We start from the raw sequence: 15,285 nt of genomic DNA, 5'->3' as shown, positions 1-15,285 counted from the left end.
ATGGAAACAACGATGACAGAGACAGTTCTTTCAGAACGCTTGCAATTACAACGGCACTTTTTCCGGACAGGGGCAACACGCAGTCTAGCCTTCCGCTTAAGTATGTTAACGTTCTTACGCCAAGCAATCGAAACACATGAAGTGGCGATTTATGAGGCATTAAAACAAGATCTCAATAAAGGACAGCATGATGCGTTCACGACGGAAATCGGATTCGTTTACGGAGAGATTCAACGGATGGAGAGACAACTCCGTCGACTGGCAAGACCAAAACGTGTCGCAACACCGCTTCTGCATATCGGGTCGAAAAGTGAAATCCAATACGAACCTTATGGCAATGTGCTTGTGATTGCACCATGGAACTATCCCTTCCAGCTCGCACTTGCTCCTGTCATTGGTGCGATTGCAGCCGGGAATACGGTCGTCCTTAAACCATCCGAGTTGACACCGAATGTTTCTCGCGTATTACGAGAAGTCTTTGAAACGGCATTCCATGAACGATTCGGAATCGTCATAGAAGGGGATGCTGAAGTCAGCAGTGCCTTATTAAACGAGCGTTTTGACTATATCTTCTTTACGGGTTCCACACGCGTCGGAAAAATCGTACATCAAGCTGCGGCGAAGCACCTGACGCCTGTCACGCTTGAACTAGGTGGAAAATCTCCGACGATCGTGCACAAGGATGCAGACCTTCGTCTAGCAGCGAAGCGGATCGCATGGGGAAAATGGTTGAATGCGGGACAGACATGTATCGCTCCGGATTATGTATTGATTCATGAAGACGTCAAAGAACGCTTCTTACAACTGATAGAAGAAGAAGCCTTCAAACAGTACGGAAACGGCGTAGGCGTCTCTTCATACGTTAAAATCGTATCGGACGATCATTTGAATCGTTTAAGCAATTATTTAACGCAAGGAACGATCGAATTCGGTGGACAAGTGGATCCGGAAACACGCAAGATGGCGCCGACCGTCATGACTGGTGTAGCAACGGATGCTCCATTGATGCAAGACGAAATCTTCGGACCGATCCTACCGGTGTTAACATACCGTGAAATCGAAGAAGTTATTACATTCGTCAATGATCGTGATAAGCCGCTTGCGCTTTATCTATTCACAGAGAATAAAGCCATCGAGCATCGCGTCCTTGAGCGAATTTCGTTTGGTGGTGGATGCGTCAATGACACATTGATGCATGTCGCACAGCACCACTTACCATTTGGTGGAGTCGGAGCGAGTGGAATGGGTGGATATCATGGCAAATATAGTTTCGAGACGTTCAGTCATCGGAAAGGAATCGTCAAAAATACGACGGCATTTGATTTACCGTTCCGCTACATGCGAACAAATAGCAATTCCAAATGGATGCGCTTTTTGTTATGATGAGCTGTGATTAATTGACTTAAGAAGGAGCTCTTCACTTGAAAGATCAAGTAAAACAGTGGATGAAACGAACAGGCTTGATTGAACGCGGTCTTCGTACCGTCATGAGAGTCTTTACATGGTTGCCACAAAAACGTAAGCGAATTCTTTTCGAGAGTTTTCTCGGAAAACAATATAGTGACAGTCCGCGTGCCATTTACGAATTGATGCGCGCGATGCATCCGGAGTGTGAGTTGATTTTCAGCAAGCAACGAGGTGTTGCATTTCCACCAAATGTCAAGACAGTAGATCGGTTGACGTTCCGCTGGATTTATTTACTTGCGACGTCACGGGTCTGGGTATCAAACAGTCGGTTACCGGGTTGGTTGATCAAACCGGAAAAAACGTTTTATCTCCAAACTTGGCATGGCACACCGCTCAAGAAACTAGCGCTTGATATGGATGATGTCCAAATGGCGAATACGACAACCGAACGATATAAACAAGGATTTAAGCAGGAAGCAGCAAAATGGTCTAGCTTAGTTTCACCCAATGCCTATTCCAGTTCAATATTTAGACGGGCATTTGCATTTGAAGGTGAGATGCTAGAAATTGGGTATCCTCGAAATGATATATTTTATCAAGAGGCGCGACATGCTAAAATCAAAGAAGCAGTATATCGCCACTATGATATTGATCATTCAAAAAAAGTCTTGTTGTATGCACCAACTTGGCGAGATAATGCATTCGAAGGTCAAGGGAAATATTCATTTGAGCTACCTTTTTCGCTAAATGAATTTGAAAAGCGATTTGGGGATGAATACGTTCTGCTTGTCCGAATGCACTATTTAGTCGGAAGTCGTCTCGACGTCACCGCTTATCCATCCGTTCGAAATACATCGGACTACCCGGATATCGCGGAGCTCTATCTGGCGTCGGACGCCTTGATCACGGATTATTCTTCTGTCATGTTTGATTTTGCGCACTTATCTCGTCCGATTTTATTCTATACGTATGATTTAGAACATTATCGAGATCAGTTGCGTGGATTTTACTTCGATTTTGAGCAGGAGGCACCGGGACCATTGTTGTCGACTGAAACAGCACTGTTTGAAGAGCTGAACCAGTTAGATGATTGGCACACACGGTATGCGTCAGCATTTCGAGCGTTCCAAGAGACGTATTGTCAATGGGATGATGGACAGGCTTCAGAACGGGCGATGAAGACGATCATAAAGAGAATTCACGGATAAAAGGGAGAGCAGAATCATGAAGAAGGTTATTACGTACGGAACATTTGATTTATTACACTGGGGTCATATCAACATCTTAAAACGCGCAAAAGCGATGGGAGACTATCTTATCGTTGCGATTTCAACGGACGAATTCAACCGTTTGAAACATAAGCAGTCCTACCATAATTTCGAGAATCGAAAGATGATTCTTGAAGCCATCCGTTATGTGGATGAAGTCATTCCGGAAAACAGCTGGGATCAAAAAGTAGAAGATGTGAAGAAGCATAACGTCGACCTCTTCGTCATGGGTGATGATTGGAAAGGCGAGTTCGATTTCTTAAAAGAGCATTGTGAAGTCGTTTACCTTAGCCGAACTGAGGGTATTTCTACGAGTCAGATTAAAACGGAATTAGCTTCGAAGTGATTGAAGAGGAGACCACACGACGACGTGCGGTCTTTCTTCGTAGAAGGGCAGGATGAAAGTGGTTAGAGAAGGAATCGTATGGGTCTATTTATTGTTGTTTCGTATTTGTTATGGTGTCTTTCGGTTGTTACCGCTTCGCCCCGTCACTTTATTTTGGATGACATACGGGGATAACGCAAAACCTGTTAATGATCGCTTGGCGCAGGAATTGCCAAATGAGAAACGGTATCTTGTATATGATCACCATTTCATGAAGCAGCCGGATTTATGGAAGTCGGACCGAATGCTTCGCTTTCGTCGATTACGGTTCGTCAGACTCGCATATTTACTTGCGACCTCCCGGACGGTTTTCGTCGATAATTATGTTGCGGAATTCAGTGTTGCTAAAACGCGACGTGGAACACGACGTATCCAGCTATGGCATGCCGGCGGAACGTTAAAGCAGTTTGGACTAACTTCTTCGAAAAGCCTGTTCGTATCGGAACGGATACGAAATCGGTTCCGACGTGTCTATCAGGAATATGGTGATTTCATCGTGCCGGGGATGCGTTGTGCGACACAATTCATGGCACCGCATGATTTAAAACGATCTCATTTTAAACCGTTCGGCATGCCGCGGACGGATTATTGGTATGATGAGGTTCAGCGGGAACATCGGGCGCTTGATTTAAAAGAACGTTATGTAAAACCCGACCGCCGGATTCTATTGTATGCCCCGACTTACCGCGAATATAAAGGAACGGAAGATCACACGATTCAACAATTTGAACAACTGGCTAAAACAGGCTGGACGATTCTTGTTAAGTTACATCCGACGATCCGAGCGCTTTCGACCTATCGTTCCGCCCATATACATCTTGTGGATGACACGTATCAGATCAATGATTATTTGCTCATCACGGATGTTCTGGTGACCGACTATTCGTCGATTCCATTTGAAAGCTGTCTTCTTGAGGTTCCAACGTTCTTATACACACCGGACATCGATACATATCGACAACTACCAGGACTTGTCGATCAGTATCCAAAACCATTACCGGTGCGACAGACGGAGCAGATTGCGCAATTGATGGAGTGGATCGTGTCTGACGCGATACTTGAAGAGTGCCGTCAGCACATGCAAGAATTCCAAACAAGTTGGTATGATCACCCACCAGGTCAAGCAGTTGAACGAATCGTTCATCATTATTACGGAACAGGTATGTAATACTATATCTGACGATTGCTTTAGTTTTAGAAAGCGGTCGTCAGATACTTTTTCAAAAATAATGTGAAACATTGAACAAAGTTTGACAATCTTTTGAAAATCCTTTCTTTTGAACTGTGATGTTCTATACTAAAAGCAGAAGAAAAGGAGAGGAGAAATGGATATGCTGACTTGTGGAACGACTGAAGCGAATACATTCATCTTATCACCTGAGACAAGAACGTTACTAGAGAGCTTCATGACGGAAACGACGTTCAAAAAGGATTCCATCGTCTGTTGGGAAGGGGAAATGAACGACAAGTTGTTTTATGTGAAACAAGGAGGCGTCAAACTATCGAAGTTGACGAAAAAAGGCAGTCCATTACTCATGTTCTTATATTTCAAAGGGGATCTATTTGGTGAATTTGATGTAGGAGAAGCTTTTCCGAGTTCATACAGTATCGAGACGATGGAGGATAGTATCATCGGTTTCCTCTCAAAAGAAAAATTAGAGGAACTCATGAGAAAGGATGGTACTTTTGCGCTTGAGATCATGCGGTGGCAAGCATTGATGCGGAAACAGACGGAGACTAAATTGCGCGACTTGCTATTGTTCGGAAAACCGGGTGCGTTAGCTTCGACGTTACTTCGTCTCATCGCGATGGAAGGGGAACAAGTAGGAGAAACCTACCGTCTTGCAAAACGTCCATCCGATGGGGAGTTTGGTCAATTGATTGGCGCACCGCGTGAAACGGTCAATCGGATGTTCTCCCAGTGGAAAAAAGAAGGTGTCATTTCGATGACGCCAAAAGAAATCATCATTCATGATGCACAATATCTGCGTGATCTGTGTCATTGTGAAGGATGCCCAGCAGGTGTTTGTCGAATTTAATAGATAGTGTACAAACAATTCAAACGTGAAGCAGAATTTTCTGTCTCATGTATGGATTGTTTTTTTTGTAGATGAGTCGTGCTTCCTTCTCTTGTTCAGATGTGAACTTTTTGTGTGTTTTTAGAAAGAAAAGTGCGGATTTTTCACATTTGAAGTGATATATATCACAGTTTCCGAACTTGCTGAATTCTTACAATAAAGACAAGTTCAAAGCAGGAGAGGAGTAATCACCATGGACCAAAAATCAGAATCAAACCTCAAAGGAACATTTATTGCCGTCCTGATCGTAGCAGGTATCATCATTGGGATGTGGAGCTCAATCTTTCTATTATTCTTATCACGGTAAGGGGGAGTCACAATGCATATTCATCGTCTAGAAAAAATCTGGCTGATTTTTGGAGCAGTGATGCTTGGCGTCTTTTTAACCATCATCGGCGTATCCGCTTTTGCATCCGGAAATCAACCGCCATCCGATGCAACATTGATTGATCCGACGAAAGTTGATCAAACGAAACCATTCGACAAGCCAGGACTAAAAAAAATCGATGACGACCGATACGAAGCGATCATCGTCGCACAAGCGTTCCAATTCACACCAAAAGATATGGTCATTCCCAAAGGGGCAACGGTTGATTTTTTGGTGACATCAAAAGATGTCGTCCATGGCTTTGAAATTGTCAAGACGAATGTCAATATGATGGTCGTTCCTGGTCATATCAATTCCATTGAATATACATTCAAGGAAGCTGGCGAGTATTTGGTCGTCTGTAATGAATACTGTGGATCGGGTCATCATATGATGGCAACCAAAATCAAGGTGGTGGAATAAGATGAATGCCATTTCAAAAAAATTAAGACAGTTCGAGATGGAGCGTGGTCTGCCTGCTACCGTCATCGGAATTAAGGAAGCGAAGCTCGCTTTCGCACATGTTAGTTTTTCACTCGTTGCCTTATTGATTGGTGGTTTATGTGGATTGTTGCAAACGATGGTGCGGACAGGTGTCATTCCAGAAATTGCTGGAGTCGGCTACTATGAGCTTCTCACTGCCCACGGGTTAATGCTTGCGATCGTCTTTACGACATTATTCATATTTGGATTACTGTTTTCATTTTTAGGTCAATCCTTTGGACGTTTCGAAGACTTTCCTCGACGTCTCGGGTGGGTTGGATTCTGGTTCATGATCCTTGGTGTCATCCTCGTCACATGGATGGTACTTGCAGGAGAAGCTTCCGTCCTCTATACATTCTATGCACCACTCAAGGCACATCCAGTATTTTATATTGGACTCGTCATCTTCGTCGTCGGAACGTGGATTGCTTCTGGTGCCATGTTCCGTATGTATGCTGATTATAAACGGGAACACCCTGGCGTTCATCCACCACTTCAAGCATACATGAGTATTATGACTGCCTTATTATGGGTGGTTGCGACACTCGGAGTAGCAGCGACGATTCTCTTTCAGCTCCTTCCCTTATCCCTTGGTTGGACGGATAAGGTCGGAATCGAGCTATCCCGGACGCTATTTTGGTACTTTGGTCATCCACTCGTCTATTTCTGGTTGTTACCTGCCTACATCGTCTGGTATACAGTCATCCCGAAAATCGTTGGTGGAAAGGTTTTTTCCGACGCGTTAGCACGTATGTCATTTTTATTGTTCCTCCTCTTTTCGTTCCCGGTTGGTTTTCACCATCAATTGTTAGAGCCGGGGATTTCTGCTTTTTGGAAGTATGTCCAAGTCGTCTTAACGTTCCTCGTCATCATTCCATCATTGATGACAGCCTTCTCGATGTTTGCGACTTTTGAGTTGGCGGGTCGTCGGAAAGGGGCGACCGGGGTATTTGGTTGGGTGAAAAAAATGCCGTATCGCGATGTACGTTTTCTTGCACCGTTCATCGGGATGTTGTTCTTCATTCCTGCAGGTGCAGGTGGTGTCATCAACGCATCCCATCAACTAAACATCATCGTTCACAATACGTTATGGGTCACAGGACACTTTCATATCACGGTCGGTGCCGCTGTGGCATTGACGTTCTTTGGAACGGCTTACTGGCTTGTCCCGCTCTTACGTGGTCGAACGTTAACATCGGCAATGAATCGTCTTGGGCTTATTCAAACGGCTGCCTGGACGATCGGAATGCTCTTCATGTCGACAGCAATGCATATCTCAGGTCTACTCGGTAATCCACGACGGACGGGTCCTGCCGCCTACTTCAAAGATTCGATCGTCGCTGACTGGATTCCATATCATGTCGCCATGGCAATTGGTGGGACGATTTTATTCATATCGATTCTATTGTTCTTGTATGCGATGTTCCAACTTGCATTTCGTACACCAAAAGGAACGGAAGAATTTCCGATTGCTGAAACGGAAGAAGAGGCGATGGCAACGCCACTCTTCTTTGAAAATTGGAAGCTATGGATTTTTGTAACGTTCGCTTTGATTGCGTTTGCGTACACAGTACCGATTTGGCATATGATTGAAAACGCCCCTCCAGGCGCTCCGGGATGGAAGCTTTGGTAATCGTTTCGTACAACATCAAAACCCCGAACGGTCTCTGACTAAGAGACGATTCGGGGTTTTTGGCATGCGCTTAAAGAATAAGTAATGAAGGGCTAAATCTTATTTGACGAGATTATGCTTGAAGGCATAGACGACAGCTTGTGTACGGTCTACGACATCTAGTTTTGATAAGATGTTCGAGACATGTGTTTTGACGGTTTTTAAGGAAATGAATAATTCGTCCGCAATCTCTTGGTTCGCCATACCACGAGCCATCAATTGAAGAACTTCCTGCTCACGTTCCGTTAAATCATCATGTAAGTGTGTCGTAGGACGACGAAGACGTTCCATCATTTTACCGGTCACTTGTGCTGCCATGACGGATTGACCGTTTGCTGTTTTGCGAATCGCTTCTGCGATGTCAAAGGCGCTAGCTGTCTTTAAAACGTAACTCATCGCACCCGCTTCAATGACAGGATAGACTTTCTCGTCATCAAGAAAACTCGTCACGACGAGAATTTTTGCTTCCGGCCAGTCTTTGCGGATCAACCGGGTTCCTTCGACGCCATCAACTGGCTCCATCACTAAATCCATCAAGATAACATCCGGTCGGTGTTCGAGCGCTAGCAAGGCTCCCGCTTGACCATCCGAAGCTTCAGCGACGACCTCGATGTCTGGTTGTGTGGAAAGGAAAGCAGACACACCGGCCCGGACCATCTCGTGGTCATCTACTAATAATACGCGTATCATACTTGCACCATCCGATCTTTTCTAAGTTTTACTTCGATTTGGGTTCCTTGTCCAGGAACACTGACGAGACGAATCGTTCCACCCATCTCAGCCGTTCGTTCTCGCATCGAATTGATGCCATAAGAGGCAAGTTTTTTTTCATCCACAACAAATCCAACACCATCATCATTCATGCTCAGGATAATTGTTTCGTTGAATTGCCGGAGCTCGATATCCATATGGGACGCTTTCGCGTGACGTAAGGCATTCGTTAATCCTTCTTGAACGATCCGGAACAACTCGTTTTCGATTTGTCGTGGGAGTGACATCTCTTCTAACTTCCAACTCAATTGTGTGGACTGCTTTCTAGATAATTCTTCGAGCAGTTGAGAAAGTCCTTGTTGTAACGTCATCCCTTCGAGTTCGACGGGGCGAAGTTGAAGTAAGAGCGAACGCATTTCAGACTGTGCCGTTTGTGCCATCGTCTCGACCATTTCGATTTGTTTGGCAGCAGCTTCAGGTTGAGACAAAATCGTCTGTTTGGCTGCTGTCGTCATCATCGAGATGGCATAAAGTTGTTGTGAAACGGAGTCGTGTAAATCACGTGCGAGTCGCTTGCGTTCTTCGGTGACAGCTTGAATCCGTACCTGTTCGACGTGCTGCGGACGCGTGCTGATCTTTTGAACGGTCTCGACTTGCTCGTCAATACGTTTTCCAATTCGTGACAGGCGTGTCAACGTATGAAAATAGGGACCGGGAACAATTGTGACATCTTTTCCTTGCTCCAGTTCGATGATGGCAGTCGTGACACGCTTGAAGTCACGACGCAAGAAAAAATAATGCATGCTACCGATAGCAAGCGGCAGTAGTAATGAGAGTCCGATGACGAGTAAAAGGACAGGAAAGTCTTGCTGACGGACGAAGAGAACATGCCAATCGACTTGGCGTGTACTTAAGAATAACAACGTCGTCATGACGGCTGTCAAGAAGCCCGTCATGACTTGCAGAGCGATGACACCAAGCGGAAATTGATCACGCTTCATATCGAAGACACCTCCACGTTGCCAATACCGAGCATGACATGAATACGAACCTTCCGCGTCGCTTCACCATATTCTGGTGCTCGGAATTGAATGCGTCGATTGAAGAAGGTCGGAATACGGCGGATGTCCGTCTTGACGCTTCCGAAGCCGATCGACGTGTCGAGCGTATAATCATAACCGGACGGTAAAAGAATCCGGACGTCCCCGACGACGCCACTGACGACGATCAATGTTTCACCTTCCGGGACATAGGCATGCGTCAAATCGATTTCTAAATCCTTGACGATGAACTGTTCACTTAAGTCCTGTAAGACATACGGTGCATCGGCCTGGGTCGAGAAGGAGTAAGCTGGTTGAATCTTGATGCCTTCCTCTTCATATTGATGGGGGGCAATCCGTGAAAACAAAAATTCACGGACAGAATGCCGTGTCACAAGAATGATCCCAAGATAGAGCAAAATTCCGGCAATGACAAAACCGATGGCAGCCGAACTGAGGACGACGCCAGCAAGAATGATCGTACCGACGATATAAAAGAGGATCGCTAGTTTTTCATGATTGCGCCGCCGGAAATGAATCCCGACGTAATACAGCAGGAAAGGGAATAAGACACCGAACAATACATTTCCTGCACCGGATAATAGGTCATAGAATAGACCAAGGGCGAACAGGATCGATACGTAACCGACCAGTTGTTTCGTACTTAATCGTCGCACGATCAATCTCCTTTCTAACATGACAAAGGGAGGCATACGCCTCCTTCGTCATGAACTGCTTATTGGTGAATGCGGCGTTCGAGTTCAGCGATACGCGCATCGATATCATCTTCATCAACGGCTGGTTGTTTTGCTTCAGGTTCTTCCGCCGTGAACGGATGTGCTTCTTCTTTTATAGTAGCATTTGGTTCGCGATCTAGCACCTGGTTCATCTTGTTTTTTAAGTTCGAAACGTTTTCGCGCATCATCCATTCGTACCGTTTGTTCTGTAGGTCTTCGAGCTTCAACTTCAATTCGAGGGCTTCACGTTCAAGCTCATTTAACTCGCGTTTCGTTTCAGCGACGAGTTCTTCGAAGAACCGGTATTGCTCTCCGTAATGTTTCGATTCGATGGCAGCACGTTCGGCGAGTTGCTGTTCACCGGCTTCGTTTGCGATTTCAACTTGTTTGAAGCGTTTATCGGCTAAATCCTTCGCTTCTTCCTGCTTTTGAGTCAGTTCCAGCAATAATGTCCGTTGACGCTCAAGTAGTCGATCAATCTCTTTTAAATCAGCTTCTGTAGATCGAATATGACGAACGAGCTTTTTAGCAGGTACTTCGCCCTGTTCAGCGGCTTTTTTGACTTCTGTCATCATTTGTGTCGCAAAATCATTGAGTTGATCAAACACGTTTTTCATGAAAAATTCCTCCTTGAAAGTGGTAAACAGTATGGGTATTATCTTTAAATTTAGAATCGTTTTTCGTCTAAGTCTTTCCAGTCAGCTTCAAAATGTGTTGTTGACGTACGGCGGCGGTTAAAGAGATCTTGAACATTGACACGCTGTAGTTTCATACGCATGTAACCGACGTACAATGCGATGGCTGCTGCGATTCCGATGACTGCCCAGATGTTTGAGAGGGCAAGTCCGATTCCGATGGCTGCTAGAAATCCGAAACCGAGTTTCGCTGGCCATTTGTTCGATTGCATGAACTTACTGATCGAATAGAACGCAAGTAATGCCCCTAAACCAAGTCCGATCATATGTGGTAATGTTCCGATGACAACGGCGAGTAATGCGAGTCCGGTAAGAATCATCACCAATTGTTTTCCTTTCGATTGCTTCATGAGGAAGCCTCCCTTGTGTTGATACCTTTATAATACGGAAGTCCTTCTGTTCGTACGACGCTCTTTGGACCGTATTTGCTCTCGGGCTTAAGGCGGAGAGAAGGTCTGACTTTGAGGGAAGCGCTACCAGAAACATTGATTGATATGATATTCTATAAAGGAATCGAATCGAGAGGAGTGATGTTGATGAGTGCAACAATCAACGCTAAAAAAGTAACATGTGTCGAAAACCAGGGAGGGGTTTCCCTCCCTTAAATCAGAGGAGGAAACCATTTGAACGAATGGGGTACACCACCTGTCTACGAAATGACAGGAACAGAACAACTGGGACGAATCACGGCCGTCTACCAAACGCATTATCGTGTCATGACGGACACAGGAGAATCACTTAGCGAACTGTCTGGTAAGCTGCGTTTTCAATCAGGAACGAAAGCTGAATTGCCAGCGGTTGGAGACTGGATCATTCAAACAGAGCGAGAGCCAGGCAAAGGACGAATCGAACGGGTCTTGCCACGGTCGTCTCAATTTTCCCGAAAAGCGGCAGGGACGGAGACCGAGGAACAAATTATCTGCGCGAATGTCGACGTTGCCTTGCTCGTCATGGCTTTTGGACATGACTTCAACGTCCGTCGACTGGAACGTTATTTAACGGTTGCTTGGGATGCAGGGGTGATACCAATCATCGTCCTGACGAAAAAAAGTTTGATGCCGTCGATCGAAATAGAACTGCAGGCTGTTGAAGCAGTCGCGTTCGGAACACCGATCCTTGCCGTTGATTCTTTGACGGGTGACGGATTAGAGGAACTACGTGCCCAGTTACAAGTCAAGCAAACGATCGTGTTAGTCGGATCGTCCGGCGTTGGGAAGTCGACGCTCGTCAACGCTTTAGCTGGAGAACAGTTAATGGAGACGGGTGGCGTACGGGAAGACGATGAACGCGGACGTCACACGACGACACATCGCGAACTGAAACGACTGGCGAACGGTTTATTACTCGTCGATACACCGGGGATGCGAGAATTGGCCTTATGGGATGGAAGTGACGGTTTATCGTCGACGTTTTCCGATATTGAAGAGCTTGCTGAAAACTGTCGTTTTCGAGACTGTAAACATGAGAAGGAACCAGGATGTGCCGTTCGGACAGCTTTAGAAGATGGAACGCTATCTGCTGAGCGCTGGAACAGCTTCGTTAAGCTAAAACGAGAAATCGCCTATACGGAACGTAAGCAAAACGTGGCGTTGCAGGCGGCGGAGAAAGAAAAGTGGAAAAAAATCCACAAGCAGGCACAAGCGCATACGAAACTGAAGTATCAAAAGCGGTAATACGACTGAAATATGAAAAGCATCTGCAATGGAAACAGGAGTCTCTTTTTCTATGCAGATGCTTTTTTTGTTATTCTTTTGAAAGTGATTCATTTGTTTCTGTATCGAACGGCACATCACCTGTCAAAGCATCAAGACGATGTAGATCGGATTGAGTCGCTTCAGGGTCACTTCGGCGTGCATTTCTTACCACGGCAGTTCCGTCTGGATGATCGTTGAATCCAGTCGTTAAGTCAAACGTCCGGTTCGATAGCCGATCGGTAAAATAACGATCGTGAGAGACGAAGAGGAGCTCACCAGGGAAGACATCGAGGGCGGCTTCGATTTGTTCACGAGTCGCAAGATCCAAATAGTTCGTCGGTTCGTCGAGAATAAGCAAGTGAGCACCAGAGAAATAAAGGCGTAAAAAGGCGATTCGACATTTCTCACCCATACTGGCGTCGGCAATCGACCGGTAAACATCATCACGTCGAAATAAAAAACAGGCGAGTAGTGTCCGGGCATCCGTTTCACTCATCGTGCCGAACTCGAGCAATGCCTCTAACAACGTACCGGATGTCGGTAAATGGGAAAGAGCTTGTGAAAAATAGCCGGTTTTTAATCGAGGATGGCGGATGACTGTCCCTTGATTAGGAGCATATTCGCCCTCAATGAGACGCAGTAAGGTCGTTTTCCCACTTCCATTCGGTCCAATGACAGCAATCCGGTCACCGCGATCGATTGAAAATGAGACATCGTTTAGAATGGTTTTCGTCTCATATCTAAACGTGACGTGTTCGAACGAAACGAGTCGCTTCGCATGAATCGCTTCATGTTCAAATGCGACGTGAACAGTCGGTGCAACCTCTGGCTTTTTAACACGATTCTCCAGTAAGCGCTCAAGCTGTTGTTCTTTTGCTTTGACCTTTGTTGCGTGTTTAGCGGCTTTCTTTTTCGCATATGGATCGCGTTCACTAGCTTGATCCGAAGCTTTTTGATGCCATTGCCGGTATCCTTGAATCATGCGTGTCAGCTCTTTACGGGTGCGTTCTTGTTTTTCGTACGCTCGTTGTTGCGACAGAGCTTGATGTTCCTTTTGTTCTTTATAGGACTGATAGTTTCCGCTGTATCGCGTTGCCCCTGATTCGGATAATTCAATGACGGCATCAGCCGTTGCGTCGATGAAGAATCGTTCGTGTGAGACATAAAGAATCGAGGTCCGTGACATGTTGACCCATTCCGTGAGCCACTCGAGTGTCTCTTGATCCAGATGATTCGTCGGTTCATCGAGAATGATGAAATCAGGTCGTGATAGAAGCAGACAGGCAAGTTGGAGGCGCGTCTGTTCACCACCGCTTAAACTGGATGCTTTGTGTGTCCAGAGTGCTTCCTCTAATTTGACTTCTTTTAAGACGCGTGCTGCATCTGCTTCCAGCGAGAAGGCGTCCTGATCGATTGCTTGTTGATAAATCGTCAAGTCACCATTCATGGCATTAGCGCGAAGTTGATAACGAACCTCATCCGCTCGTTCGACGACATCAAGAACGGTGTGATCGCCCGCCACAAAGTGTTGTGATAGTAGACCGAGTTTTTTGTAATGACGCTTGATCGAACCGTCAGTCGGTTGAAGTTGATCAGCGATCAAGTGTAACAGTGTCGTTTTTCCGATGCCGTTCGGACCGATTAAGGCGACATGTTCACCGGTATGAATATGAAAAGAAACGTCCGAGAAAAGGCGTCGTTCGTCGTAGTCCATCGATAGGTGTTGGATCGTAAGTGTTTCAGTAGGCATAAAAGCAGCTCCTTTAGTGTTCATTTCCGATAAGATGAAATGAAAAACACACCATCCGAAGCGAGCGGATGGTGTGCCGGAGTGTAACTCAAAGAAGGCGATGACCAGAGGATGGTCACACCGAAAAAGAGCAGACTCGTAGCGTCAGACATCCGCAACTGCATTGCGAAAGAGATGATTTCATTCATCAAGCGACCTGTACGAGTGATTGCTTCATTTCGGTGTTGTACCTCCTGTTCATAATCTATGATGTCATTGTAACAAATTGGAAACGTTAACACAAGTACGATTCAAGTAGGGTTTGCGCAGCGTTTGTTTCTTCTCGTGAAGGGGGAAGCAAATCAGTTAACGGATAAGCAAGACCAAGGTTTTCCCACTTATAGACTCCGAGTTGATGATACGGCAGTACCTCGACGCGCTCGACGTTTCCGAGCGTCCGGATGAACTCGCCGGTCTGACGGAGGAAATGTTCCGACATCGTAATACCTGGAACGAGGACGTGGCGAATCCAGACGGGAATGTTTCGCTCGGCTAGGCGTTTTGCGAAGGCGAGTGTATTGGCGTTACTCCGTCCAGTCAAGACGCGACAAGCAGCATCGTCGATATGCTTGATATCGAGCAGAACCAAATCCGTCGCATCGAGAATGGCGTCGATGTTTTTTGGGACGACAGATCCAGCGGTATCGATGACCGTATGCAGTCCATGCCGCTTCGCTCCTGTTAAAGCAGCCTCTAGGAACTCTGGCTGAGCGAGCGGTTCACCTCCAGAGAAGGTGATTCCGCCACCCGTCGCCTCGAAAAAGGAGCGATAGCTGATCGCTTCTTTTACGACTTCGTCTGCTGAGACACGCTGTCCGCAACCGAACTCCCATGTATCCACGTTATGACAGTATTGACACCGTAGTGGACATCCTTGCGTAAAGACGATGAATCGAATGCCAGGACCATCGACTGTTCCACATGATTCAACGGAATGGATCATACCATAGGTCATTCTG

At 46.0% G+C, this 15,285-nt stretch carries 16 protein-coding genes; 9 read left to right on the top strand and 7 right to left on the bottom strand.

Translation table 11 applies throughout. The annotated features are described in order from the left end of the window. The 8 genes from B2U10_RS11890 (at position 1) to B2U10_RS11855 (ending at position 7,621) form a co-directional block, all read left to right on the top strand. Entirely contained in the window at positions 1 to 1,383 is a 1,383-nt protein-coding gene (locus B2U10_RS11890) for an aldehyde dehydrogenase (protein ID WP_290787935.1), read from the top strand. Between the two features lie 62 nt (positions 1,384 to 1,445). Beyond that, positions 1,446 to 2,615 (top strand): CDP-glycerol glycerophosphotransferase family protein, encoded by a 1,170-nt coding sequence (locus tag B2U10_RS11885; protein WP_290754235.1) that lies wholly within the window; start codon positions 1,446 to 1,448, stop codon positions 2,613 to 2,615. Positions 2,616 to 2,631: 16 nt separating this feature from the next. After that, positions 2,632 to 3,021: a glycerol-3-phosphate cytidylyltransferase gene (tagD, locus tag B2U10_RS11880; protein WP_035412608.1), complete on the top strand. Its 390-nt coding sequence runs from the start codon at positions 2,632 to 2,634 to the stop codon at positions 3,019 to 3,021. Between the two features lie 52 nt (positions 3,022 to 3,073). After that, on the top strand, positions 3,074 to 4,228 hold the full coding sequence (locus B2U10_RS11875; RefSeq protein ID WP_056063580.1) for a CDP-glycerol glycerophosphotransferase family protein: 1,155 nt from the start codon (positions 3,074 to 3,076) through the stop codon (positions 4,226 to 4,228). Positions 4,229 to 4,385: 157 nt separating this feature from the next. Further along, on the top strand, positions 4,386 to 5,099 hold the full coding sequence (locus B2U10_RS11870) for a Crp/Fnr family transcriptional regulator (protein ID WP_251137623.1): 714 nt from the start codon (positions 4,386 to 4,388) through the stop codon (positions 5,097 to 5,099). Between the two features lie 232 nt (positions 5,100 to 5,331). Then, entirely contained in the window at positions 5,332 to 5,445 is a 114-nt protein-coding gene (locus B2U10_RS11865) for a cytochrome C oxidase subunit II (RefSeq protein WP_155960209.1), read from the top strand. A 12-nt stretch (positions 5,446 to 5,457) separates the two neighbouring features. Continuing rightward, entirely contained in the window at positions 5,458 to 5,928 is a 471-nt protein-coding gene (locus B2U10_RS11860; protein ID WP_035412613.1) for a cytochrome c oxidase subunit II, read from the top strand. 1 nt (position 5,929) lies between these two features. Continuing rightward, the gene (locus B2U10_RS11855; protein WP_290787932.1) at positions 5,930 to 7,621 is read left to right on the top strand and encodes a b(o/a)3-type cytochrome-c oxidase subunit 1; all 1,692 of its coding nucleotides are present in this window, start codon (positions 5,930 to 5,932) and stop codon (positions 7,619 to 7,621) included. 99 nt (positions 7,622 to 7,720) lie between these two features. Here the strand turns inward: B2U10_RS11855 and B2U10_RS11850 are convergent, their stop codons facing one another. Genes B2U10_RS11850 through B2U10_RS11830 form a run of 5 tightly spaced genes read right to left on the bottom strand, consistent with a single transcriptional unit; the run spans position 7,721 to position 11,193 of the window. Then, positions 7,721 to 8,350: a response regulator gene (locus tag B2U10_RS11850; protein WP_023467256.1), complete on the bottom strand. Its 630-nt coding sequence runs from the start codon at positions 8,348 to 8,350 to the stop codon at positions 7,721 to 7,723. Beyond that, positions 8,347 to 9,372 carry a sensor histidine kinase gene (locus tag B2U10_RS11845; RefSeq protein ID WP_290775381.1) on the bottom strand — a complete coding sequence of 342 codons (1,026 nt, stop codon included), beginning with the start codon at positions 9,370 to 9,372 and terminating at the stop codon, positions 8,347 to 8,349. Before B2U10_RS11845 ends, B2U10_RS11850 begins: the two co-directional genes overlap by 4 nt. After that, positions 9,369 to 10,088, bottom strand: a complete 720-nt coding sequence (gene liaF, locus B2U10_RS11840) for a cell wall-active antibiotics response protein LiaF (RefSeq protein ID WP_029340864.1) — start codon at positions 10,086 to 10,088, stop codon at positions 9,369 to 9,371. The genes B2U10_RS11845 and liaF overlap by 4 nt, the downstream gene beginning before the upstream one ends. Positions 10,089 to 10,147: 59 nt before the next feature. Next, on the bottom strand, positions 10,148 to 10,765 hold the full coding sequence (locus B2U10_RS11835; RefSeq protein ID WP_023467259.1) for a hypothetical protein: 618 nt from the start codon (positions 10,763 to 10,765) through the stop codon (positions 10,148 to 10,150). Between the two features lie 50 nt (positions 10,766 to 10,815). Then, complete coding sequence (locus B2U10_RS11830) at positions 10,816 to 11,193, bottom strand: hypothetical protein (RefSeq protein WP_290753948.1); 378 nt, start codon at positions 11,191 to 11,193, stop codon at positions 10,816 to 10,818. Positions 11,194 to 11,499: 306 nt separating this feature from the next. On the opposite strand from B2U10_RS11830, the gene rsgA reads away from it, so the two are divergent. Continuing rightward, positions 11,500 to 12,516, top strand: a complete 1,017-nt coding sequence (rsgA, locus tag B2U10_RS11825; protein ID WP_414655326.1) for a ribosome small subunit-dependent GTPase A — start codon at positions 11,500 to 11,502, stop codon at positions 12,514 to 12,516. Positions 12,517 to 12,586: 70 nt separating this feature from the next. Here the strand turns inward: rsgA and abc-f are convergent, their stop codons facing one another. Together abc-f and pflA are read right to left on the bottom strand one after the other, a co-directional pair. Then, a complete protein-coding gene (gene abc-f, locus B2U10_RS11820; protein WP_290787925.1) occupies positions 12,587 to 14,287 on the bottom strand; it encodes a ribosomal protection-like ABC-F family protein in 1,701 nt (566 codons plus the stop codon). A gap of 274 nt (positions 14,288 to 14,561) precedes the next feature. Beyond that, positions 14,562 to 15,281, bottom strand: a complete 720-nt coding sequence (gene pflA, locus B2U10_RS11815; protein ID WP_290787922.1) for a pyruvate formate-lyase-activating protein — start codon at positions 15,279 to 15,281, stop codon at positions 14,562 to 14,564. Between the last annotated feature and the right edge of the window lie 4 nt (positions 15,282 to 15,285).

The sequence above is a fragment of the Exiguobacterium sp. UBA7533 genome (assembly GCF_002479335.1).
Classification (GTDB): Bacteria; Bacillota; Bacilli; order Exiguobacteriales; family Exiguobacteriaceae; genus Exiguobacterium_A.
This window is presented reverse-complemented; position numbering and strand designations above follow the sequence as displayed.